Origin of the sequence: Novipirellula aureliae (assembly GCF_007860185.1) — a bacterium.
Classification (GTDB): Bacteria; Planctomycetota; Planctomycetia; order Pirellulales; family Pirellulaceae; genus Novipirellula_A; species Novipirellula_A aureliae.
In genome coordinates this window covers 1,503,900-1,527,875 of sequence record NZ_SJPY01000001.1, presented here as the reverse complement: position 1 = coordinate 1,527,875, position 23,976 = coordinate 1,503,900, and the positions used below count along the sequence as shown (strand labels likewise).

At 53.3% G+C, this 23,976-nt stretch carries 17 protein-coding genes; 7 read left to right on the top strand and 10 right to left on the bottom strand.

The window, feature by feature from the left end; translation table 11 throughout:
• Positions 1–186 precede the first annotated feature (186 nt).
• Positions 187–1,965 carry an ABC-F family ATP-binding cassette domain-containing protein gene (locus Q31b_RS05865; protein ID WP_146598640.1) on the top strand — a complete coding sequence of 593 codons (1,779 nt, stop codon included), beginning with the start codon at positions 187–189 and terminating at the stop codon, positions 1,963–1,965.
• 362 nt (positions 1,966–2,327) lie between these two features.
• Here the strand turns inward: Q31b_RS05865 and Q31b_RS05860 are convergent, their stop codons facing one another.
• On the bottom strand, positions 2,328–2,603 hold the full coding sequence (locus Q31b_RS05860) for a hypothetical protein (RefSeq protein ID WP_146598639.1): 276 nt from the start codon (positions 2,601–2,603) through the stop codon (positions 2,328–2,330).
• Positions 2,604–2,606: 3 nt separating this feature from the next.
• On the opposite strand from Q31b_RS05860, the gene Q31b_RS05855 reads away from it, so the two are divergent.
• Positions 2,607–3,536, top strand: coding sequence for a hypothetical protein (locus tag Q31b_RS05855; RefSeq protein ID WP_146598638.1), 930 nt, complete (start codon positions 2,607–2,609; stop codon positions 3,534–3,536).
• A 56-nt stretch (positions 3,537–3,592) separates the two neighbouring features.
• Here Q31b_RS05855 and Q31b_RS05850 read toward each other — a convergent pair whose 3' ends face one another.
• The gene (locus tag Q31b_RS05850) at positions 3,593–4,186 is read right to left on the bottom strand and encodes an RNA polymerase sigma factor (RefSeq protein WP_231617320.1); all 594 of its coding nucleotides are present in this window, start codon (positions 4,184–4,186) and stop codon (positions 3,593–3,595) included.
• 80 nt (positions 4,187–4,266) lie between these two features.
• On the opposite strand from Q31b_RS05850, the gene Q31b_RS05845 reads away from it, so the two are divergent.
• Positions 4,267–7,341 (top strand): protein kinase domain-containing protein, encoded by a 3,075-nt coding sequence (locus Q31b_RS05845; RefSeq protein WP_197170977.1) that lies wholly within the window; start codon positions 4,267–4,269, stop codon positions 7,339–7,341.
• Positions 7,342–7,982: 641 nt separating this feature from the next.
• Entirely contained in the window at positions 7,983–9,074 is a 1,092-nt protein-coding gene (locus tag Q31b_RS05840) for a linear amide C-N hydrolase (RefSeq protein ID WP_231617319.1), read from the top strand.
• A gap of 141 nt (positions 9,075–9,215) precedes the next feature.
• Here Q31b_RS05840 and Q31b_RS05835 read toward each other — a convergent pair whose 3' ends face one another.
• Entirely contained in the window at positions 9,216–9,506 is a 291-nt protein-coding gene (locus tag Q31b_RS05835) for a hypothetical protein (RefSeq protein WP_231617318.1), read from the bottom strand.
• A 460-nt stretch (positions 9,507–9,966) separates the two neighbouring features.
• Between Q31b_RS05835 and Q31b_RS05830 the strand changes: the two genes are divergently transcribed.
• Positions 9,967–11,658 carry a carboxypeptidase-like regulatory domain-containing protein gene (locus tag Q31b_RS05830; protein ID WP_146598635.1) on the top strand — a complete coding sequence of 564 codons (1,692 nt, stop codon included), beginning with the start codon at positions 9,967–9,969 and terminating at the stop codon, positions 11,656–11,658.
• Positions 11,659–11,710: 52 nt separating this feature from the next.
• Here Q31b_RS05830 and Q31b_RS05825 read toward each other — a convergent pair whose 3' ends face one another.
• From Q31b_RS05825 to Q31b_RS05795, 7 genes are all read right to left on the bottom strand, one after another.
• A complete protein-coding gene (locus Q31b_RS05825; protein ID WP_146598634.1) occupies positions 11,711–12,571 on the bottom strand; it encodes a hypothetical protein in 861 nt (286 codons plus the stop codon).
• Between the two features lie 15 nt (positions 12,572–12,586).
• Positions 12,587–13,498 (bottom strand): ABC transporter ATP-binding protein, encoded by a 912-nt coding sequence (locus tag Q31b_RS05820; protein WP_197170973.1) that lies wholly within the window; start codon positions 13,496–13,498, stop codon positions 12,587–12,589.
• Positions 13,495–14,526, bottom strand: coding sequence for an ABC transporter permease (locus Q31b_RS05815; protein ID WP_146598633.1), 1,032 nt, complete (start codon positions 14,524–14,526; stop codon positions 13,495–13,497). Before Q31b_RS05815 ends, Q31b_RS05820 begins: the two co-directional genes overlap by 4 nt.
• A 332-nt stretch (positions 14,527–14,858) precedes the next feature.
• Positions 14,859–16,622 (bottom strand): phosphate ABC transporter substrate-binding/OmpA family protein, encoded by a 1,764-nt coding sequence (locus tag Q31b_RS05810; protein WP_146598632.1) that lies wholly within the window; start codon positions 16,620–16,622, stop codon positions 14,859–14,861.
• 91 nt (positions 16,623–16,713) lie between these two features.
• Entirely contained in the window at positions 16,714–17,013 is a 300-nt protein-coding gene (locus Q31b_RS05805; RefSeq protein WP_146598631.1) for a hypothetical protein, read from the bottom strand.
• A 279-nt stretch (positions 17,014–17,292) separates the two neighbouring features.
• Positions 17,293–19,134 carry an ATP-binding protein gene (locus tag Q31b_RS05800; RefSeq protein WP_146598630.1) on the bottom strand — a complete coding sequence of 614 codons (1,842 nt, stop codon included), beginning with the start codon at positions 19,132–19,134 and terminating at the stop codon, positions 17,293–17,295.
• Between the two features lie 270 nt (positions 19,135–19,404).
• Positions 19,405–20,157, bottom strand: coding sequence for a PspA/IM30 family protein (locus Q31b_RS05795; protein ID WP_146598629.1), 753 nt, complete (start codon positions 20,155–20,157; stop codon positions 19,405–19,407).
• 292 nt (positions 20,158–20,449) lie between these two features.
• Here Q31b_RS05795 and Q31b_RS05790 point away from each other — a divergent pair, with 292 nt between their 5' ends.
• A complete protein-coding gene (locus Q31b_RS05790) occupies positions 20,450–21,004 on the top strand; it encodes an RNA polymerase sigma factor (RefSeq protein ID WP_146598791.1) in 555 nt (184 codons plus the stop codon).
• A complete protein-coding gene (locus tag Q31b_RS05785; RefSeq protein WP_146598628.1) occupies positions 21,001–23,871 on the top strand; it encodes a vWA domain-containing protein in 2,871 nt (956 codons plus the stop codon). The genes Q31b_RS05790 and Q31b_RS05785 overlap by 4 nt, the downstream gene beginning before the upstream one ends.
• The last annotated feature ends 105 nt before the right edge of the window (positions 23,872–23,976 follow it).

The window sequence follows — 23,976 nt, the reverse complement described above, 5'->3', positions numbered from 1 at the left end:
TTGGGGCTGGGGCCGAAGCGGAGGTCGTCAAGGCTTTTGCCGCTTTAGGGAAAAGACCGAAACCCTTCGTGGGTTTCGCCACCCTAATCCTCCGACCTAATCCTTCGATCTGACCCTTCGGTCTGACCTTTCGATCTGACATAGCACTCGCGTTCAAACTTTCAATTCAATTAGCAAACAAGAAGCATGGCTGTACTGCTGCAATTACGAGAAGCTGTCAAGCGATACGGAGATCAAGTGGTTCTCGACAATGCCGATGTCTCGCTGGTCGACGATGTCAAAGTTGGGTTCATTGGCCGCAATGGGGCTGGCAAATCGACGCTGCTCCGCGTTCTGCTCGGCGAAGAAGAGTTGGAGCAGGGCGAAATTATCCGGCATCCCTCGCTGCGAATCGGTTACCTTCGACAACACGATCCGTTCCACGCCGGGGAATCGGCTCTCGATTTCTTGATGCGAGACAGCGACCAACCCGAATGGCGGTGCGGGCAAGTGGCCGGGCAATTCGAGCTCAAAGGCGAATACCTCGAAGGCCCCGTCAAGGCGCTTTCGGGGGGCTGGCAAACGCGTGTCAAATTGGCGGCGCTGCTGCTACACGATCCCAACCTGTTAATGCTCGACGAGCCGACCAACTTTCTCGATCTGCGGACCCAGATTCTCCTCGAGCACTTTTTGCGTGAATTCAACAAGGCGGCTCTGATCGTTAGCCACGATCGATCGTTCCTCAAAGCGACCTGCTCGCAAACGCTCGAACTGTCACGCGGAAAGCTGACGATGTTCTCAGGAAAAATAGGTCCCTTCTTGGAATACCGCGAAGAACGCCGCGAACACGATCGCCGGGTCAACGCAACGGTGATGGCCAAGCAGAAACAACTGCAGCGATTTATCGAAAAGAATCGCGCCAACGCTTCGACCGCCAGCCAGGCAAAAAGTAAAGCGAAGCAACTCGAACGATTGCAGACGACCGAAATTCAAACCGACGAACCAACCGTCCACATGCGTGCTCCTCGCGTGGATCCGCGACAAGGAACGGTTTTTCGCTGCAACGATTTGGCAATCGGCTATCCCGATAATCGGGTTGCCGAGAACATTACACTCGAACTCGAACATGGCCAAAGAGCTGCGATCGTTGGTGACAACGGCCAAGGGAAAACGACGCTGCTGCGGACGATCGTCGATTCACTTGAACCACTCGATGGCGACATGAAGTGGGGCTATGGCGTCGAAGTCGGGACCTATGCTCAGCATGTCTACACCAGCCTCGATGAACGGCACACGGTGATCGATCATCTGGAATACCACAGCAACCAAGATACGACTCGCCAAGAATTGCTGGCGATGGCCGGGGCGCTGCTGTTTCGCGACGACCAAATCAACAAAAAGGTCAAGGTGCTTAGCGGCGGCGAGCGTGCTCGGTTGTGCATGGCGGGACTGCTACTCGGAAACGCCAACGTGCTCGTGCTCGACGAACCAGGTAACCACCTCGATGTCGAAACGGTCGAAGCACTCGCCGAAGCACTGCTGCAATACAAAGGCACGGTGATCTTCACCAGTCACGATCGTCACTTCATGCACCGTGTGGCGACCTGTGTCATCGAAGTCCGTGACGGCAGCGTCAAGAATTACTTTGGTGACTACGATACCTATTTGGAATCGGTCGAGAAGGAAGTCGACGATGGCGAGCGCGAACGAAACGCCAAAGTGGGAAATTCGAAAGCCGGCTCTTCATCCAAGCCAACCGGCAAGGATTATCGACAAAACGTTCGCGATCAACGCAAGGCTGAAAAGGAAGTCAAAAATCTAGAAAAGAAGATCGCCAGGCTTGATGAAGAAAAACGAAAGCTTAACGAGCAGATGCTAACCGAGACCAAGCCCGACGCCGCAATGAAATTGCACGAGCAAATTCAAGAACTTGAAAAAGAACTCGCCGGCTGCGAAGAACGATGGCTCGAGCTAAGCGACTTCTAATGCCTTCCCTACGGATAGTCGAAACCCCGTCCGTTGGACTTGTCATGACTCAGGTTTTGATCCCGAAAGGAATCTCAGCAATTTGCGGGCGGTCGAGCGAAGCGATCACTGCCAGATTCGGAGGAACACGTGCATTTCGACTGCTGAGATAGTAGCAACGAACCTAGGCCGGAGGCCGAAACATCCTTGCCGGTGGCGTGAGCCCAATGGCAAGGATGATAACTGAACCACTAGCCCGGAGGGCGACACACCAGCGATGATGTGTCGGCCTCCGGCCTTGCGGCGACTTAAACGCCTCTGATCCGGTGGCTTACGCCACCGACAAGGATATGTCGGCCTCCGGCCTTAAAACAATGGTACTACTATAGCAGTCTCCGGAGCGCGTCGTAGCTGCGACGCCCTCCAGGGTCGATACCATCGATGATTTCTCCGAACCATCGGTCCGCTCCGCGAACGATGGCTAATCGCTGTAACCGCTGCGCGGTAAAACCGAGCCAAAACGAATACGACACTAACATTGAGCGCGTGAACCACCATGCTTGATCGGCAAACTTGCTATACTGAAAATTGTTATACTGGCGGTACGGTCGTAGCGATCCTCCGCTGTGCGGCTGCCCTCTAACCAACAAAAGAGACATTCCATGCGTCGATCGTTCCCATTCTACTTATGTTTCGTTTTGTGCTATCTGCAGTTTGCCAGCCCCATGCAGGCGGAAACGGTGGCAGAGAAGCCAGGTGTTTCGGTTGATTTGCTCGAACCAGGCAGCTCGCCTCGTCGCGAAGTTCGCTTCACACCGCAGGTCGGTGACAAACAGACCGCGGTGATGACTGTGAAAATGGACCAGTCGATCAACGTGAATGGAAACAAAATGCCGTCCCAGAGCGTTCCAGCTCAAAAAATGGTTATGCTGGTCGAAGTTACCGAAGTTGCGACCAATGGCGATATCTCCTTCGACTATACCTACACCGACGTGGATGTGGTCGATGATCCCAATAACCCTTCTCCACTCGCCGAGACGATACGAACCATGCTCAAGCCGATGATCGGTGCGACGGGACGCGGCATCGTGTCGAATTGTGGGGTGATGCAAAAAGGGGAATTTGATATCCCCGAGGGGCTCGCTCCATCGATCAAACAGATGCTAGAAGGCATGCAAGATTCAATGGATAAACTGAGTTCTCCCGTCCCCACGGAAGCGATCGGAATGGGAGCCAAGTGGCAAGTCGTCCAAAAGCTCGAAGTCAATGGGATGAAGCTGACGCAAACTTCGACTCATGAAATCGAATCGATCGATGACAACGGGTTTCAGATGAAAATTGGAGTCAGTCAAAAAGCAGACCCGCAAGAAATTAAGAATGCTATGCTTCCCGCAGGTACCTCCATGCAACTTGATTCATTGACATCCAGCGGTGAAGGAAGCAGTAAGATCTTAGAGTCTTCCCTTTTTCCTATATCGTCAAAGGTGGCCATTGAAACGATTGCGAATATGTCGATCGTCGTCGCGGATCAAACGCAAAAGATGCAGACCGAGATGAAAATGGAAATGCAAGTGAACCCCGTCAGTGAGTGACTGCTACTGAGTGATTGGCACTGAGCGGCTGCATCGAAACCATCGTTGGCCGCTGCTCACCTTTCTAAGCGTTGCCGCAATCTTCTAAGGATGCGTGATTTCGCTTGGTAGACGCTCGCTCGAGAGAGGCCGGTGAGTTCAGCGACTTCGCTTGCCGGTTTCTCTTCGATGGTGGTTAGCCAAAACGCATCCCAAGTTGTCGGTTCAAATTCAGCTCGTACTTGCCCGAGCATTTGCTGCGAGATCGCGGCTTGAACATTCGATTCATTGATGGTCGAGTCGAGCGATTCGGCATGTTGCTCAAGTCGTAGCATCGCATCGGTGCCACCCGCGGCGGCCTGTGCTTTGGCGGCGCGACGAAAGTAATCGGCGGTCCGACGGCGAGTAATCGTGGCCAGCCAACTGCGAAAACTTCCCTTGTCTTTCTGACGTTCAAAGTCGCCGATCCCACGTGCGACGGTTGCAAACACCTCCTGAACCACGTCGGCAGCATCGGACATCGGCACACTCGATGCGCGGCACCAACGATAGACGATCGGTCCGAATGTGGTCACCAATCGGCTCCAAGCATCGGAATCCATTTGCTTGGCTCCCATCAACCACGCGGATGAAAGCGTCGGATGTTCGGGGCGATCGGGTGGAAAAGGCACGTTTTGCAATCTTGGTGTCAGACGTTCGCGTTTATCTCAGTATACCCCCTACAATGTGGTCTACTTTCGAGGAGAATGCAATGATGACCGTAACACCCACCGAGTGCCCGCCAGCGACGCGGCTGCGAGCCTACGCGTCGGGCCGTTTACCCGAGACACAGTCCGATTCGATTTTTGAGCATCTGCGTGAGTGCGAATCGTGCGCGTCGGCGCTCGAGACGATCGACGACGGTGAGGATTCGTTGATCGCTGAACTACGCCAACCCGATCCCTTGGCCTCGTTTGCCCACGAACCTAGCTGCCAAACGGCGGTGGCGAAAGCTTTGGCGGTGTTAGCAAACACGGCGGAATTGCCTCGACAAATCGGTGAATACGAGGTCACTCGCCCGCTCGGACGCGGTGGGATGGGCAGCGTCTATTTGGCGCGGCATAACAAACTTGGCCGCCAAGTTGCCCTCAAGGTACTCGCCACCCATCGGCTGTCCGATCCACGCATGCGCCAGCGTTTTGAAGCCGAAATGCGTGCGGTAGGACAATTGAGTCATCCCAACATCGTTACCGCCCATGACGCCCGCGAGATCGAAGGGACGGCGGTCTTGGTCACCGAGTTTATCGATGGTTTGGATTTAGGCCAGTTGGTTCAAAGCAGCGGGCCACTGGGGATCGCCGATGCCTGCCAGATCATTCGCCAAGTCGCCGTGGCTTTGGCCTACACCGATAGCCAAGGTTTCGTACACCGCGACGTCAAACCGTCCAACATCATGCTCAGTCGTTCGGGTGAAGTGAAACTGTTGGACCTCGGTTTGGCACGCTTCGAATATGGCGATCCCGATCATCCCGAGATCGCTGGCCCCGAATTGACGGGAACGGGCCAAACGATGGGAACCGCCGACTACATCGCACCAGAGCAAGTAACCGATAGCCGCAGCGTCGATATCCGAGCGGACATTTATTCGCTCGGCTGCACCCTGATGAAACTGCTCACCGGTCATGCTCCCTTTGCCGACGAGAACCACGAAACCCCGTTCGCCAAAATGACCGCCCACGTCTCGACTCCTGCACCGCGGCTGAAACAGTGTTTGCCCGATGCGCCAAAAGAATTGGCGTCCTTGGTCGATTCAATGCTGCAAAAAGATCCCACGAAACGGCCGCAGTCGCCAATGGAAATCGCCGAGCGATTGGAGCCGTTTACGGTCGGCAATGATCTGATGCGACTTAGTCAAACCAAATACGTTCCGGTAGCTGTTGCCGCTAGAAGTACGCAAACCCAAGCAGAGAGAGATCGCCACGTACCGATCTGGGTCGCCCTCGCTACGGGGCTAATGGGACTTGTCGTTGGCCTCGTGTTGGGAATCACCATCACGATTGAGTATCCCGATGGAACGAAGACGCAAGTCAATGCACCGGCGGGTAGCCAAGTGACGATTACGGAGACGCCAGGGGTAACACCAGGGCAGCGTAGTGAGATTACGGGACAGGTTTCCCAAGGAGAACTGGCACCTGTTGTGGAAATTGGAGACGGCACCATTCGGCCCTATGAACCATTGGGCTTTATCGTTCTGCTGAACTCGGATGAAGTATCCGATGCCGAATTGTCTGCAGCGAAAGCTCTGTTGCATAGCCAAATTAGTTCTGATCCAAAGCATGATAAAGTCGTGACGACGGATACCGGTATTTGGATCAAGTTGAAAGAGGATGTGGCAGCTCCAATTGTTGAAAATTACAATGGCAATCGATACGCACTCGCATCCGGTTCGTCAGCGAACCGAATCGAATGGGGTGAATTAAAACAACACGCGCCAAGTCTGCGGACGACATTCGATGCAAACCAAAGTAGTTGCCTCGAAGTTGAATTTGACGACATTTTGGCAACAAAATTTCAATTACTGACTCGAAACAACATGGGACATCCCCTGGCGATCGTATCCGAAGGAACGATTGCGGTAGCCCCCAAGATCCGTTCAGAAATTCGTAAAACAGCGAGGATAACCGGTGCGTTTAGCGAGCAAGAAGTTCAGGATATCATGCGGACTCTCGATGGCGGCTTGCGTCAGCCCGATTTGCCTAATGAATTTGGAGCGACGAACGCGCGCAATGACTTGTATCGTCTTCAGGGTGTTTGGATCGGCGAAGCTGCGAGTAACGGTATCAAAACACATCCGCTGCTGGTGGCCATTGATGGTCAGCGGATCTACTACTTCACACATCCAAGGGTCGGTTTGATCTTACTCGGAACCTTGTCGCTCGATAGCGAATGGAGTGGTAACGAGATAGATATGGCGATGCGGTTCCCCCGTCCACTAACAGCGCTTGGTATTTATGAATTCGAATCCGACGGAACGTTGCGACTTGCGGCCAAAACTGGCAACAGACGCCCACGTGATTTTACAGACGAAGATGGATTTCCGAACCTCGTCCTGCAGCGAATGGGTGACATCCCGCGGTCGCCGCAAGAGCTACCAGGACTAGTTGATAAGACGGGGCCTGTATGGTTAACCGTCTTGAATGATTTGATTCGCTACCAAGCGTTTTCGTTGGATGAAGTCGCTGAGTCCGCACAGTCTCAGGCTCCTGCGCGATCGATCGTCAATACGGTCAATTCGATGAAGCGGATTGGAATCGCGTTTCATAACTTTCACGATGCCTACCGCAAGTTTCCTGGCAGCCAGAACGTGCGAGAGGGGAGGCGTGGCGGCAGCAATGGTGATAAAGATCCATATCCGTTTAGCTGGCGGGTCGCTCTTTTGCCGTTCATTGAGCAGCAGGAGCTGTTCGAACAGTATCGGTTCGATGAACCCTGGGATGGCGAGCATAACCTCACACTGTTGGACCAGATGCCCGACGTGTACCGAACTCCGTTTGCTTCATCGGACCAACGCAAGGGTGAAACAAATTTCCTTGGGATCGCCACCGACGACGGCGGGCTAGGGATCACAGGGCATTCAGTTGACGAATTCACCGGCGGCACGTCGAACGCCGCATTGATCCTAACCAGTAAGAAAAGCGTCCCTTGGACCAAGCCCGAAGACTTAACGGACACAGACGTGGAGCCGAATGAAGAAATACCACTGCTTATCCTCAGAGCAGACGGTTCGGTCGAAATGATGAACCCGATCGACGAGGTGAAATTGCAAAAAATGCTAAGACCGTTGTAACGTTGGTTGTGAAATTTTCAAGTGGTTGCGCGGCAGCTCGTAAAAAGGCTACCGCCTACTCCTACTGGAGACTGCTGAAGTAGCAGCATTGTTTTCAGGCCGGAGGCCGATATGTCATCGCTGGTGTGTCGCCCTCCGGGCTAGTATTTTGCTTGTGATCCATTCCGGTGGCTCACGCCACCGGCAGAGATATTTCGGCCTCCGGCCTACGCTTGTTGGTACAATTTCAGTGGCTTCCTCTGATCCATTCCATTGGGCTCACGCCACCGGCAGAGATGTTTCGGCCTCCGGCCTACGCTTGTTGGTACAATTTCAGTGGCTTCCTCTGATCCATTCCATTGGGCTCACGCCACCGGCAGAGATGTTTCGGCCTCCGGCCTACGCTTGTTGCTACTATTTCAGTGGCTTCCTCTGATCCATTCCATTGGGCTCACGCCACCGGCAGAGATGTTTCGGCCTCCGGCCTACGCTTGTTGGTACAATTTCAGTGGCTTCCTCCGTTTGAGGGAGGTGGTTAAATTATTGACTTGACTGGAATTAAAAAACGGACAACCTCTTTGGGTAGCAAGAAGTCATATCTTCGTCGTGATAGCGTCCTTCGCCAAAGAACTTACTTTGGAACTCAGCCCCGGATATTCAATATGAAAATTGCACGGCTAACGACTCAATTTGTTGTGATGGCTTCTGCACTCGTCACTGTATCCTGTTGTTCGCAGCCGGCCGCCCAGGCCTGTACGATCATGCGTTTTTCGAACAATGGGCATCTGATCGTCGCCCGCAATCATGATTGGATGTTCGGTGAAGGCATGATCGTGGTCAATCAACGACGAATTCGCAAAACGGCAATTTCACCGGTGCAGCCTGTGAGTTGGACTTCGAAATACGGTAGTGTTTCGTTTGTCCAATTTGGCCGCGAAATTCCCTTTGCGGGAATGAATGAAGTCGGGCTAACGGTCGATCTGTTACAGTTAAACGAAGCACAGTTTCCGAAACCAACACGTGGTGGTAAGACGGTCAATGTGATTCAGTGGGTTCAATATCAACTCGATACGGCAAAGAGCGTTCGCGAGGTGATCGCTAGTCTTGATGAGGTTTACCCGATGCCGCTATTGCCATCGGTCGAACGTGTTCACTACTTCGTGACCGACCAGACCGGTGACGTTGCCGTCGTCGAGTTTGTCGATGGTCAACCGGTGGTCCGCTACGGAACCGGTACGGCCCAGTGCGCGTTAACGAATTCGACATGCACGGATTGCGATCGTGCATACACGACACGCGATCTGCGATCCTCGAGTGAGCGACGTTACATCCAAGCCGTTCAAGCGATCGAGAAAGCGGATAACAACATGTCGAAAGAACAGCAGATCGACTATGCGTTTAAATCGCTTGAAAGTGTTGCTCAAGGCGACATGACACAATGGAGTCTCGTCTATCAGCCACTCGAGCGACGGATCGACTTCAAAACGCGAGTCGCCTCGCAACGACGTTGGATCGACTTGGATGACTTATCGTTTGAACCGAACGACAAGACGTTAGTCTTGGATGTCGACGCGAATGTTGGCGGTAATATGAAACCGCATTTGGTAGGTTATACGTCAGAGGCAAACCAGAAACTGATCGACTTCGCGTTCGCTCAGTACTTGTCACCGGGCTTGACTCGCACTGCGATCAAACAGTTGGTGCTCAACTACCCCGGTTCTTTAAAGGTCGCCGAGCAAACCGAAACGCCCTAGTGTCGGTCAACACTCGGAGTCTTGATGTCGTGTCGTACATGAAATTCTCTTTCGTGAAGTCTTTGGAAGAGCCAAAGTTTCATCCCTCACCCTCCCAACGGGAATGAGACGAAGAATCACTAGCAGGAAATGGAGTTCTGGCTATTTTCGGCGTCGTACCCAGGAGACAAAATTGGCGAGTTGCTCGTGCGAGAGCAGTGCTTCGATACTGTGAAAATCCCGACCCAGTTCTTTTTCGCTTGGGATCAATTTGTGAATCGAAACGTGGCAATCACGGCAAACCGAGATCGTTTCCCGCATTTGTTCTCGCGTGAATCGCTTTTTGAACCATTTGTTCGAGTGGCACATGCGTGGGATCAAATGGTGCTCCGTCGTACCACGGCGGGTCACACGTCCGCACAACTGACAGGCTCGCAATGGCAAATGGGGCATCGATAGGGCCTCGCCGGTGACAAGAAAAACGACGCGCAATCTTAGCGCGGCGTCAACATCGAATGCGTCAAACCTCTTTGCTAAAGAGGTCGTGCAGTTTTTAAGTTCACCTGAGTCAACAACTTAACCACCTCTCCCAAACTTCGTTTGGGGGAGGTCGAACGCGGCGTAAAGCCGCCGTTCGGGAGGGGGCCTACACGATGTGAATCCTGCAGTTGCAACAAATGATCAAGCAGGCGCGTCTGTTGGGTGAACGGTGATCCAGGCTATGCCGCGTAGGGGCGAATCTTGTGCGACACTTCTAAACTAAAAAAACGATTCGGGGTAACTCGCTGATCGGGCCTTGTTTGTCAACAAGTTTACCGCGTGAAACGTGAGCGTTTGTATGTTAAGCTAAAACGGATTCGTTTCGTTGGGTGCCAGTCGGCGAGTTTGTGTTTTTTCTTGCCGCTGGAGATCGATGATGAATAAGTTGAATTCCCAACGCATTGACTTGAACATCGTCTTTCCCCTATTTGACGGGCCAAACATGCGATTCATTATTCTCGCTTCGATGCTTTCGATCATTCCGAGCTTGGTTGTCGCGGATGACTTACGAGGAACGATAATTGATGGATCAGGAAAGCCGATTGGCGGTGCCAGAATCGATATATCGACGGCGGCACCCAAGTCTGGCCCGGCGATATTCTGTCCTTCTTGTTATCTTGATTGTGCGAAGTCTGCTGTTTCGGGTGAACAAGGAAGTTTTGAAATCCGCGACGTTAGCCCTGATCTTCAGTTTCGCTTGGTCGTCACTGCAGTCGACAAAATCACTGTCGCGACGAGCCTAATCGATCCCTCAATCGAAACGCCTGAAATTACTTTGCAGGATTTTCCCGCCGATGTTTCATCGGACCATCTCGTCCATGGCGTGGTACGATCCGAACTTGGTGTTCCGGTATCGGGTGCATTAATCGATGCTTGGGGAGCGACATCGAATGGCCGGCGATGGCGTGGTCGTGTCGACGGTGCGGCAACCGTGGTCAGCGATGATCAGGGCCGATTTCGAATGCTGTTGACCGAAGATTACGAGGAAATTGACCTCCAAGTGACAGCCGATGGCTACGCAGGCGTGATCTCGGAACCATTAAATCCAGGCGATGAATCGCACGCGATCGTGCTACCTTCGGGAGCTGTGGTCAAAGGTAAGGTTGTCCAAGATGGCAGGCCGTTGCCCGGCGAGCCAATTGCTGTCGTGCAGGTCAATCGCGGTCGCTTGAAGAAGATCTTCTTGAAGGCTATCCTGACGACGACCGATCAGGATGGCAGCTTCGAGTTCACTGCCTTACCAGCTGACGATCAGTACGCCGTGTTCACTCCTGTCGAAGTTGGATCGAAAGGCCCAGTCATCCCAACCGGCTTGTTTGCGTTAAAGGAGGACGGTTCTACATTGGATTTGGGGGTCCTTGAGGCAGCGAAAGGGGTGACGATTTCCGGTGCGATTAAGGTCAGCGGTCAGAGTGCATTGCCGGATGCAATAGCGATCACGTTGGACCGAATGCCAGCCTGGGATTTGATCGAGGTTCCTGTCGATGATGATGGTCGATTCGAGATGACCAACCTTCCACCGGAAACGTATGAGGTGCGTTTGAAAGTGAAAGGTTTTGCGTTGGACCATGAAAAGATGAATTATCAATTGATAGATTCGACGACCATTGCCGTGCGACTCGACAAATCGATTGAAGATATCGATGTTTGGATGCGACCACTGGACGCAGATGAAACGGCCTTGGATCAGCAATCCTCCGCAGAACGACTGTCGCGGGATGCAACAGGCAATCAGAAATTGTCTGGCATCGTTGTCGATGTCCACGGACAACCGGTGCCAAATCTGAAGCTTACACCCAAACAGTCAGTTTGGGGGCCGGTTTTCAATCGCTTCAGCAAACGAACCAAGAGCGATGGGAGTTTTTCGTTTGAAGGGCTGCCCGATGTGCCGTTGGAGCTCTTTTTTTACAACGACAACGTTCGAGGCTATCCATTGGGTGACCAGTTAGTGTCGGCCCTCTATCCAGGTCTATTTCGTTGCAAGCTCAATCAATCCGATATCCGCATTGTCTATGACAGCCAACTAGCCATCAAGCCGAATGAAATAGCTGACACCGATGAATAATCATCACAGATAATGGATGGTGCGCCCAAATGGAGCTTTGCCGCCTAATGCTTTACGACTGTATCTGCGTCTCGTTAATCAGTTCGGGGGCGTCGTCATCAAGTGTTCCTAGCCCGGTGACGAACTGTAGCTCATTCATCGTTCGCTCCGTCTCTTTCATGCTGCTGGTCACCGCGTCGATCTGGCCGCTGATGTACTCAGGGTCTTGTCGATTCACCGCTAACTCAGACAACGACTTGATCTTGTTCTCGACCCGATCGAGTTCCAGCTTCACGAACAACAAATTGCTCTTGGCCTGCGAATAGTTTTCTAACCGCTCTTTCAAGGTCGCCTGATTGTCCAGCAATGTACGGCGGATCTTGGCGACGTTGTCGGAGGTGTCGTTTTCAGGCAGTCGCCCCAGTTGTGAATCGATCTGTTTCAGATTTGCTTGAATCTGGTCTTCCGATACAGCCGCTTGGAACTGTTCCAGGCGATGTTGCGAAAACAGCAACCTTAGAAAGACCCACAGCAGCCGATCGAGACCGCGTGTTTGCAGGGTCTCAAACGGTTGATGGGCGTCATATTCCAGTGGCTCTTTCAAGTCGCTGGCGATCTGGCCGAGCCAGCGACAGCGATCACGCAGTCCGTTGTAACGACCCAGCATCGCTTTAGGCAAACTGGATAGTATCTTGTCGAGTACCTGTTGGTTCTTCGCACTCGTTTGTTGACGTTCTTGTTTCGCGGATTGTGCGTCAACGTATTTTTGAAATTTCGGGTGCGTACCCAATAGACCCACGTAGGCGGTTTCCATCGCGATCACGATCGGTATCGCAACATCCGCCTGGCCTGACAACACAGCAAACCCCATCCCGCCTGCAAATAGCAGCAGATTCCATTGATTTAAAAATGCGGTTTTGATGTAGTTGAACACAGGATATTCTTACGCTTATACGCCGGACTGCTTGAGTGCCTCTTCGGCTGCGATCAAATCGTTGACGTAGTAAACCGTTTCGCGGAATTTGGGTTCACGTTGCATATCGCCTGCAGGTCGATCGGGCGGCTCGACTTCCAATTCACGCACCAGTGTACCCGGTGAGCTGCTTAAAACGTAGACGCGGTCGCCAAGATAAACCGCTTCTTCGATCGAATGGGTGACAAAGAATACGGTCGCTTCGACTTTTCGCCACAGGCTGACCAGCAAGTCCTGCATGTTCAATCGCGTTTGCGGGTCGAGCGCCCCAAACGGCTCGTCCATCAAGATCACTCGCGGCTTTAGAATCAATGTTCTGGCGATCGCCACGCGTTGACGCATCCCACCCGACAACTGATGTGGAAACTTGTACTGATCGTTCTTCACGTCGAGCCCGACCTGATCGATCCAGTGCCGGCCAAGTTCCTCGCGAATTCGCCGCGGTACTCCTTTGCACTCCAGTCCAAACGTGACGTTGTCGAGCACCGTGCGATTATCGAAACTGGTGTAGTCCTGGAAAACCATACCGCGATCGGGTCCTGGACCGGTGACCGGTTTGCCGAGCACCGTGACGCTGCCGAAGGTGGGCGGATGCTGCGGTTCCAGACCCGCGATCAGCTTAAGGATTGTGCTTTTTCCACAACCGCTTGGCCCCAAAATGCCGATGAACTCGCCATGATTGTGGACATTTTCGACGACAAATGAAATGTCTTTGATCGCTGTAAAAGCGTTGGGTTTGCCGTGGTCATAGGTCTTCGTTACACCGGAAAATTCCACCACCGGTGCATCGGCGGGATGTTGCAGCGAGGTGACGTCCATCACCTTGCTGATACCAACCGTTTCGCCCACGTCCGCCTTGGGATCAGGATTGACTGCGGATTCGCTCATGATTTTGACTCCGTCTGTCCATCCTTGGTCGCTTCCCCGCTGGCTTTCCCGCTGGTGGCATTCTCGGTTCCGACACCAACCAGATCCGCAAACTCGGGTGAGGGGCGAAAGAAATACGGTTTCAAATCGTCAATACCACGTGCGATCATGCGCCACGCGGACAACAGCCAACCGTTGCCACCATACTTGTGCGGAAAAAGACCTTTTTGGGCGGCGAACAAAGCCCGGTCGATCACAAACGCCACAATGGGGATGATCAGGATGATCAAATAGATGTGTGCTCGTGGCCCGATTCGCTGTGATGTCAAAATCAAGTTCCCCAAACCTCCCGATTCGCTGCCCAATTTGATCGTTTCAGCCAACATGATATAGCCGAACGCCAAACCGAACAGCAATCGCAATGAATCGAATACCGATGGCATCGATAAAGGAACCAGCACCTTGATGATCGCTTGCCAGCGATTCGCACCCAACGTGTAGGCCGTATCCAAATACTCTTGGCCAACATTACTAATCGATGTTGCGGTGTCTGCGATGACGAAGGCAACGCAAGCAAGGAAGATAAACAGTATCTTTTGTGATTCGCCGATACCGAAAAAGAAGAACGTCAGCGGCACGAGGGCGGCGATCGGGATGTTGCGACCGAACAAGATGACTGGCGTCAAGAACGCTTTGACCGCTGGAAAGCAACCGGCAAGAACGCCCAATGGAACGCCGACGGCGGCCGCCAAAGCGAACCCGATGATCACGCGGCGAAGGGTCACCCACGTATTCTGTACCAACTTCCGCTCGCTCCAGAGCTGACCGAACGTACCAAACGTCTCCGTAGGACTCGGTAGCGCCTGCGGACCAACGATCCGCTCCTCCGCAACTTCGCCAGCCGTCACGAACCACCATGCGGCATAGATCATCACGACGCACAGAATTCCCAGCACAACCGATGCGGTCAAACGGATCGGCCCGCGAATCGGGAACCAACGGTACTTGGTCCTGCGGGTGGGCGGCGGAGTGGAGGCTGTTTCGTTCAATGCTCTGTTTTCACTCTCTGGCGGTTTGGGCGTCAAAAACACTTGTTCCCAAGCTCCTGCCTGGGAACACGATGGTGGGAGGCTACCGCCTCCTGAGCGCCGTAGAGCCTGCTGGGATAGTAGCAACGAACCTAGGTCGGCCTCCGGCCTGAAAACATTGCTACTACTTCAGCGGGCTCCCGTGTGAGGAGGCGGGAGCCTCCATCCATCCCGTCACGTGGCGGGAGCCTCGTAACGAGTTGTCACACAAAAACTTAAATACTGCATGACCCATTTCTTAGGTGAGTCAAATGTAAACGTTATTACGATTGACGCCCTTATCGTGTGGACGTCTACTCAATCGCCTCGGCAGGATAAATCTTCACCTCGACACGGCGGTTCAGAGCGTGGTTCATCGGATCATCGAGATCAGCCGGACGGTCCCAGCCGATGCCATCCGTATTGAACTGGTTTGGATCTAACTCGAACTTCTTCACCAGAGAATCCTTGACCGCGTCGGCCCGCATTTGCGACAACTCTTTCACCAAACTCGCTGGCGCACGTCCCTTCATCGAACTGTCCGTATGTCCTTCGATCACGATACGCGCGGTCCCGAATTGGCCCGCCAACTTAGCGATCTCTTCGAGGACGAAGTCGACCTTCGGATCGTACAGCGATTCGACATCTTTGCCGTTCTCGTTCTTCGTCACCATCTTGTACAGTTCGGCACTGTTGGGGAAAAAGTGAATCACGACGGTATTGGTCAGGATCTCTTCGGCACCGCGTACTTGGCTGGTCGTGGTCTTGATAAACGGTACCGTGTACTCGTCAACTTGGTTGGCGTATTCTTCTTCTTTGCCCAGCTTTTCGATGATCGAAAAGTCCATCACCTTGTCGAACTTGACCGTTGGATGCGTGACTTTGCCTAATCGGCGGTAGATGTAATAGGCTTGATTCCAAACACGTTCGAAGTTGGCAGGATTGTTCTTGTTCAAAAAGAACTGATAATTCTCGGCCCAGTTGGTGCTGTGAGCATCGGCCAACATTCCCAACGCGTCACTGGCGGGTAATCCGTAGCCGTCGGCCATTAGTTTGGCGACGTTCTGTTTTCCCGCATCCGTGTTCAACGCCTGCATCGCGTCAAAAATACCTCGTACGATCCCTTCGCAGATCTCTGAGTGGTCTTTGGCAAAGTCGGCGCGAGCGAACCAGACGTCGGCGATTAGCTTATTGGCTGTGCCGGTTGAGACGATCATCTTATTGCCTTTGACCTCCGACAAGGTGTAAATGTCGGGTGCCCATGAGACCACGGCGTCAATGTCTTTTTGGGAATTAAACGCGGCGGCGGCTTGGAAGGCGTCGCCGGTATAAACGAATTCGACCTCCGACGGTTGCACACCGCCGTAGACCAGCATGTTCATGATGAAGTACTGAGAAGGTGAGTTTTCCGCCAGCACGATCTTCTTGCCTCGCAAATCGCCAATCGAGCTGATGCCACCGCGAGCAACGATGCCGTCACCGCCGTTGGACCAGTCGACTTGTTGGAAAATACGTGGCATCACCCGGCTATCGATCGGGTCGCCGTTGCGGCCTACGAAACCTTCCATCAGCAGCGGCATCATGTCCAACGTACACCAGCCAATATGCACTTCGCCGCTGGTATAAGCATCACGCATCGCCACCGGATCGTCGATCAAAACCAGTTCGACCTTGAATTCCTGGCCGTCCGGCGTCTTCCAAACCTTGCCTGCTTTGAAGCCGTTGTTGGCTTGAATGATCGGAGCCCAGCCTGCCCAGACGTTCAATGCGAAGCGAACCGTGTTGTCTTCCATCGGCTTGTAGGCGGCGGTGCCTTTGACTTCGGGCAGCCGTTCGCTGGGTTTGAATTCGTATTCATTGACCGTGGTGATGCCGACCGCGTCAGGTGATTCGGCGGTCGCCATTTGATCGATATCCAAATCGGTTGACGAGTCGGTCGAATTCGATCCGCTATCGGCAACCGCATTGCCGCCACCGTTGTCGGCGGGACGGGTTGCCCGATAAGCTGCAAAGCCAATCAGGCCAGCAACGATCGCCATGGTGGCGACATAAAACAAAGGTGTGGGTTTACCTGCCATTGTGATTTCTCCGCGAGGGATACGCCGATATGTCGGCTAAGTGCGTTGGTGTGTTTGTGGTCGTGATAGCGTCATGAGAGCACGACTCGTTCTATAACTTCAGCCCCGATACGCCTTGGCTCATCCTTGATTCATAGGCAGCGTGCAACATTTGCATCACGCTGTAGACAGACATTTCGCACAAAAGTTCGGTGATGGCTGCGTGTTGTTGGTCATCGAGCGTCGGCTCGATCTTGTTCATGATCGCGACCAACTTTGCTTCTTGGGCGTCCACTTCCGACTTGTCGATTTTGCCGTCCGCCATCGCTGCGATAAAGTCAGCGGATTGCTTGGCATAATCATCAATCAACGTGGTTTCGCCCTGCTCGTCGGTCCAGCTTTTTCGACTCATCTTATTTCTCTCCTGTGATGTGTGTAGGCGTTGCCCGAAACGGTTCAAGCATTTTTTGGGGTTGAGCTGCGTTTCTCGTTTTACAACCTCCACCAAGCGAAGCTTGGGGGAGGTCGAACGCGGCGTTAAGCCGTCGTTCGGGAGGGGGCCTCCACGATGTGCTTCGTGCAAGGCTCTGCGGGCTCCCTCTCTCGCGAATGCCTAAACGGCATCGCTCGACCTCCCCCGGTTGCGCCGGGGGAGGTACAAGAAGCGTAAACGTTGTTGTTTTTGACACCCTTAACCTCGTCCCAAATAGTCTTGAATCGCGGCGACTTTCTTTTGCAAGACGGCTCGTCCATTAGGTAGGCTCAATTGTTCTCGCCAGTGGGCGGTCAAAAATCGCCGATCGGTGCATTCCAACACCGCGACCATCTCCTGCAACTCTTTTTCCATCCCTTGTGCAGACGGAATGAAACTGTCCAACGCCATTCGCATGTCGGTTCGCGTCAACAATTTTCGTCCCTCGGACATCATTTCACGTTTGGCACTGAGCACAATCGATTCGATATCCGCACCACTCAATTCACGATCGAGCGATACATCCGGAATCGCGTCCGCTTCGGTTGCCACCTTGTTTTTCTTTGCCATGATCGTGAACATCGTTTTCAATTCCGATTCTTCCTTGGGATAGAACAGCGGAATATGAACTTCGGCTCGGCCTTGGCGTTTCAAGTCGATCGGCAATAATTCTGGGCGGCTGGTCAACAACATCCAAATGATTTTGCCGCGATAACGCGTGTTCCCCATCTGGCTGGCAATCATCGAAAATACGCGGTTGCTGGTGCCTGAATCGCCGCTCGATTGGCGGTTGCCCAAAGCCGCGTCGGCCTCGTCAATGATCACCACGACCGGACCAAGCGAACGCAGGGTGCTGAGCACTTTTTCCAAGTTTCCTTCGGTTTCCCCGACGTACTTCGAGCGAAAGTTTTTCAGAACCAAACAAGGGATACCGATCGAACCGGCGTAGCATTCCGAAATAAACGTCTTGCCGGTGCCGACGGGACCACAGATCAAATAACCCATTGGTGCCGAATCAAGTTGTCCTTCGATGATCCACTTTGCGTCCAATTTTAATCGTTCTTTTGCTGCGGTATGGCCGACGACCATATCCAGCGTGTGGGTCGGTTCAAGGAAGGTGACCAGGTCATGACACTGGCGTTCGATTAGGTCCTTTTTTAGTTGCCGAAATGCCCGTGCGTCAACCGAATGGCCCGACCGTTTACTACGTGACATCGCAACATTCAGATTCACCAGATTCAAACCGTTGGAAATTTGCGTCACCGCGTCAATCGACAATGAATCCGGCTCAACGCTCGCTTTATCGTTTGCCTTTTTCTCTTGCGAATCGCCGACGTTGAATGTGGTTTCAATGAACACACGACGGGCCGAATCGCTGGGTAGCGGGATGTCGATCGTGGCGACATGAGCGTCTTCGACCAATCGTTTGTTCAAGTCGTTCAATGTTTCGGTAATCAAACAGATCGCCATGTTGACACGTTTGATGTAAGGGTTTTGTGCCCAAGACAAAAAGCGAACCAAGTGTGACGCTTGCGTATTGGCCAGCGACGATTGTGCTCCGGCGGGAACCAGGAACTGTGCATAAGGGAACAGGAAGGCGATTCGTTTACGCTGGTGCGGGTTGTCTTCGAGCAAATTACGTTGAATCATCCGCTGAAAGTTCGTCAGCACGTCGTCGGGCGATCGCGTCCATGTGGTGGGGCTGCCAATGTTGGACGCCAGCAGTGTCATCATGTCGCGATGCCGTTGTGGATTCGGACCTGCTTGTGCTTGGATCCCTTGGCCCATGTCATACGAGGCGACCAGGTCCCAGGAGCCAAAAATCTGCTGTGACAAAAAATCGCTCAGGCCACAAAACCGATCTACCGCGTTACCGTCTTTCGTTTCTGTTGTTTGGCAGTGATAAAGATCGTTGACGTTGCCGTGCAACACGAAGACACAGGTATTCGCGGCGAAGTACAGATTGGCCATCTCACGCGCCCATCCGGGATACCAATCGGGAACGGAGACCGTCCGAGACGGCTCGTCCATTGGCGACACGTTGGGGATGGGGGTGCTCATGGAGTGATGCAGTTGCGAGGTTAGTGGTTTGTTACGAAAAAAAATGAGGGGCTGGGTAGTGGATCTTGTTAAAGATCCTTTCGCATAGGGATCTTTAACAAGATCCACTACGGCTTACCCTAATTCTTATCTCTGATAACGCCCTAGTGCTTCAACCACATTTAATTTGGGGTTCGTTCTATCCGTGGCGTAGGCTTCCAGCCTGCGATTTGCGACAGCTACGGATTGGCAGGCAGGATGCCTACCCCACGTTTTAATGTGGTTGAAGCATTAGCCTTTCGTCTCGGTCGCCGTGGTGCTCGGGCCAAGTTCTTTCACATCATCGTTGATCGTCGCGGTTGCGGGTGTCACCAAGCCCAGTTCGACTTCAAAGCCGCGTAGTGCGTTCTCGGCCATCGCTTGTTCCATCGCTTCTTCTCGTGCGATATCCTCCATCCCTTCACCGGAAAGGTCGGCTGCGACGCGAGCCTTGCCGCGGTTGTGTGAAATCTTTTCTTGGATCACCTGTTCGATTTGCCCGAAGTCGGTAGTCACATCAAAGTTAAAATCCTTAGCCAACTCCGCCATCTCCGCCTCGGCGCGACTCATTTTCAGTTCCGCGTCGTAGGATTGGATTTTTTCGCGGATATCCTTCAGCTTGCTCATCGAGCGTTTGATTTTGCGGACGTTGTTGTCATACGCTTTTTCGTGCATCGCCAACTGTTCTTCGTTTTCCGCCAGATCGGCTTTGGCTTTATTCAGTTCGACGGCGAATTTACCTGCGGTTTCGCGGTCACCGGCCGACAGATAGGCTTTGACTTTGCCTTCGAGCTGCGAAACGTGCCGTTTTTCGTCCGCAACCTGCCGCGTCACTCGTTCAACCAATCCGCGATACTGTTCCAAACCCTCGCGACCGCTTTTCATTTCTTCGACCGCTTTGTCGTACTCATACTGCATCTGAGCGATAGGATCGGCGGTCCAGAAAAAGTTTGCCAATTTGTTGATTTGGGCGGCGATGGAGCGCCAGAACTTACCTAAAATCATCGTGACCCTTCGTGTTGAAAAACTGCCCGTTTAGGGGGAGAACCAATACCCATTGTTCAATCGGGTATCTTAACAGATCCCTAGGCTCAGGTGTCAAGGATGCGGGGCGCGCGAATAATCCGCTGACGCGAAGCTTCCGCTGGGGCGCCCGCGAGAATCAAAGTGCCACTCACTCTCGTCCCTTTTTTGTTTGTCCCAAAATCTGTCTAAGAAAAACAGTCGCCATGCGTCCTTTCTAATGAGAGGATGAATGGTAGTGATTAAAGACTGTCAGCCGCACCAAAGCAAATACATGTCGAAGCCGACTCCGCGAGTCAATCCGCCTGCTGCCGAGGGTGCCTCTGCGCTCGCACTGCTGGCGGTCTTTGAGTCGGAGGAAACGAGACTGTTGCGATACGCTTTTTCGTTGACGGGGCGGCGCGAGGTGGCGGAAGAGATTGTCCAGGATGTTTTTTTGCTGCTCCACTCGCACTGGGATGACGTTAACGATCCCGCAGCTTGGTTGATGCGGACGGTGCGGAACAAGGCTTTCACCCACATTCGCGACAACCGTCGCGAAGTATTCGGCTGTGACGATCATAAACCGCCAATCTCCTACAGTGATCAAAAAACACCCGAAGAATGGTTGCTGCGAATGGAAGCCCAACGTGTGGTTCGGACCCTTTTGTCGCAGTTGAGCGATTCCGATCGGCAATTGCTAAAACTGAAGTATTTCGAGGATAGGAAGTACAGCGAGATCGCGGCACAAACAGGCCTGAGCGTTGGCAACGTGGGTTACCGTTTGCACCACCTCTTGAAAGATCTGGCCAAAAAGTTGTCTCCACTTGGGATCGACGGAAAGTCATGAATAATAAACCTTACGATCCTCCCATCGACCCAGAAATCGAGGAACGCATCATTGCGCTCGTGCTCGGGGAGGCGTCGGAGTTTGAACAGGGTTACCTGAGTCGATTGATCGAGCAACGCCCTGAACTGGCGACTCTCAAAGCACAGTACGAATCGGTTCACGGACTGCTCGAGGATGTGGGGACGGGCGAATTGCCAGCGGACGAAGATAGCGATTGGATACTCCCTGACGAAAAACGCAGCAGATTACTGGCGGTGCTGCGTGGCGAGGCGAGTGACTCGCCAGCGAACCTATCGATCCACCAGCCCACGACGCTACAAACGACGGCGGATCGAGGGTCTGTTCGCAGCTACGCCAAGATGGCCGCTATGCTGGGTGCCGCCTGCGTGCTGGCGGTGCTGGGGATCGGGTCGCTATTGACGCCTTCCATCCATGCAGCCCGCGAAACCGCGAGGCACATGTCCGTTCAACCATCGAGTGATACGTCATTGGAACAACAACTCGCTGAAGAAGCAGAGTCATTTGAACGTTCTCGAGAGACTTTGAAATCGGACCTGTCTGAAATCCGAAGTAATCTCGCTGAGAATTCCAGTTTACCGAGTCCCTATTACTTGCAGGATGATGTTCAGTACTTTCCAGCCGGTCCCGAATTCAAACTGCCGCAAGAGGCAGCCGCATTGAAGCGTGAACGCGCCAAGGAAAAGCTGGCTGGTGAATCAACCGAACAATCTAGGTTTGGTTACCAAGCAGGTGTTGCCGATAAAGAAGCTGAGGCCACAAGCGAAACCCGTGACGGTGATTCTATCTCGTCAACGGCGTTGAATGAATTCGTACCTGAGCTTGGAACGATCGTGATTCGCGGCGCTAGGCAAGATGTAAAAAAAACACGTCAAACGATTGAAGCGATTGCACAGGATGAGAACGAACGCAAACTTGGCGGAGTCAAGGACCAACCGATGCCGCCCCAGGGCTCCACTTCAAGACGCGGAATCGACGTTGCGGGAAGCGTTGTCGCAACGCCAACCGCCCCATCTGTCACGACTGGATTGGCCGGTAGTCTGAGGAGTGCTTACGCCATGCCAGCCGGGCCTTCCGTCACGATGGGCTTTGATGGTGTGAATGGCGTTCCGACGCAAGCAAAAGCTCTCAATGCTGGAGATGATAGCTACGCAGGTGGATCTGGAATCGTTACAAAGGGCCAATCACTTGCTCAACCACAAGCACCCCTAGAAGCGAGGCCTGAGCGGCGAGCAGGAACCGATCTCTACAAATCCGTCGGACCACCTAGGTTAGGGACAAGTCATGAGGGTGATGAAGTCGATCGCGATAGGGATGGCATGACCGGCAGTGTCTGGGTCGACTCGTGGGGGGGCATGGTGATGGGAGATCACGAAGAAGGAAGGGTGCCCAGGATCATGCTTGGCGGTATCGTAGCAGGCGATAGTCGTGAGCCTGTGGAACTGGGGTGGCGTAGTAAACAAACCGAACGCCAAGACAAGCTAGAACGCTTGAAACGACAGGCTGCTCCTGGAGGGATCGATGAAACCAACGCCAGTGACGAGCCGTTTTCGACCTTTTCGCTCCACGTTAGCGACGTGTCGTTCAAACTCTCTCGAGCCGCACTCGCTCGAGGCGAGTGGCCTGAAGCAGCCATGGTTCGCATCGAAGAATTCGTTAATGCGTTTGACTATGGCGATCCGTTGCCGCGTCAAAACGAAAGCGTTGCCTGCCGAGTCGAACAATCCGTCCATCCGTTTGTACAACAACGCAACCTGTTACGTGTTTCGATGCGGACGGCGGCGGCCGGGCGTGCCAGCACGACTCCGCTACGGCTTACGTTCCTGCTAGACAATTCGGGTTCGATGGAGCGAATGGACCGCCAACAAACCGTTCGCCGCGCGTTCGCTACGCTTGCGGCGCAGTTGACACCGATCGATCAGGTCACGTTGATTAGCTTCGCTCGTCAACCTCGACTATTGGCCGACAAGGTGACGGGCGACAAGGCGAACGAGTTGGTTCCGTTGATTGAAAACTTACCGAGTGAAGGCGGAACGAACATCGAATCGGCATTGCAATTGGCTTTCGAAAAAGCACAGGAGCAAATGGCCGATGATACACAAAGTCGAATCGTCTTGCTGACCGATGGTGCTGTGAATTTGGGGGATGCGAATCCCGATCGATTGTCTCAGATGATCACGACGATTCGTGATGCCGGTATTGCGTTTGACGCCGCTGGGATCAGTGCGGAGGGATTGAATGATGAAATTCTCGAAGCGCTGACTCGTAAAGGTGACGGTCGTTATTACCTACTCGATTCCGCTGAAAATGCGGAGGAGGGATTTGCGAGCCAGATCGCCGGTGCGCTGCGTCCTTCGGCCAAGAATGTAAAAGTTCAGATCGAGTTTAATCCCCATCGGGTTGGCCGTTACAAATTACTCGGTTTTGAAAAGCACCGATTGAAGCAAGAGGACTTTCGCAACGACGCGGTCGATGCGGCAGAGATGGCAGCAGCCGAGGCTGGAGTCGCCGTTTATCAGTTCGAAGCTAAGCCAGAAGGCAAAGGGGATGTTGGTTCGGTATCGGTTCGATTCCGTGACCTATCAACGGGCCAGATGATTGAAAACCGTTGGCCGATTCCCTACGAAGCTGACGCACTTCGCGCGGAGCAAGCGGCACCGTCGCTTCGCATCGCGGCGGCGGCAGCCATGTTCGCAGCGAAACTACGAGGCGAACCACTCGGAGACACCGTCGATTTGAAAACGTTGTCCGAATGGCTCTCAGGGTTGCCGGATCAAGATCGTGGTGTGAAACGAGTTCAGCAGTTGCAACAAATGATCGAGCAGGCACGTCAGTTGAGTGAAAGGTGATGGCAATGATCGCCACGACTTTCGGCGGTCAGCGATCGCATCGTTTTTGTTCCCTATGCCAACGGCGTTACCTATCCGTTGGCACATTTGTCAGCAGCATGCTAT

Bases quoted from the DNA above. Each gene is read 5' to 3' on its own strand.
- Q31b_RS05805 (WP_146598631.1), bottom strand. From the start codon at position 17,013: ATGAGTCGAAAAAGCTGGACCGACGAGCAGGGCGAAACCACGTTGATT.
- Q31b_RS05785 (WP_146598628.1), top strand. From the start codon at position 21,001: ATGAATAATAAACCTTACGATCCTCCCATCGACCCAGAAATCGAGGAA.
- Q31b_RS05840 (WP_231617319.1), top strand. From the start codon at position 7,983: ATGAAAATTGCACGGCTAACGACTCAATTTGTTGTGATGGCTTCTGCA.
- Q31b_RS05810 (WP_146598632.1), bottom strand. From the start codon at position 16,622: ATGGCAGGTAAACCCACACCTTTGTTTTATGTCGCCACCATGGCGATC.
- Q31b_RS05830 (WP_146598635.1), top strand. From the start codon at position 9,967: ATGATGAATAAGTTGAATTCCCAACGCATTGACTTGAACATCGTCTTT.
- Q31b_RS05865 (WP_146598640.1), top strand. From the start codon at position 187: ATGGCTGTACTGCTGCAATTACGAGAAGCTGTCAAGCGATACGGAGAT.
- Q31b_RS05800 (WP_146598630.1), bottom strand. From the start codon at position 19,134: ATGAGCACCCCCATCCCCAACGTGTCGCCAATGGACGAGCCGTCTCGG.
- Q31b_RS05820 (WP_197170973.1), bottom strand. From the start codon at position 13,498: ATGAGCGAATCCGCAGTCAATCCTGATCCCAAGGCGGACGTGGGCGAA.
- Q31b_RS05845 (WP_197170977.1), top strand. From the start codon at position 4,267: ATGATGACCGTAACACCCACCGAGTGCCCGCCAGCGACGCGGCTGCGA.
- Q31b_RS05855 (WP_146598638.1), top strand. From the start codon at position 2,607: ATGCGTCGATCGTTCCCATTCTACTTATGTTTCGTTTTGTGCTATCTG.
- Q31b_RS05795 (WP_146598629.1), bottom strand. From the start codon at position 20,157: ATGATTTTAGGTAAGTTCTGGCGCTCCATCGCCGCCCAAATCAACAAA.
- Q31b_RS05790 (WP_146598791.1), top strand. From the start codon at position 20,450: ATGTCGAAGCCGACTCCGCGAGTCAATCCGCCTGCTGCCGAGGGTGCC.
- Q31b_RS05860 (WP_146598639.1), bottom strand. From the start codon at position 2,603: ATGTCTCTTTTGTTGGTTAGAGGGCAGCCGCACAGCGGAGGATCGCTA.
- Q31b_RS05835 (WP_231617318.1), bottom strand. From the start codon at position 9,506: ATGCCCCATTTGCCATTGCGAGCCTGTCAGTTGTGCGGACGTGTGACC.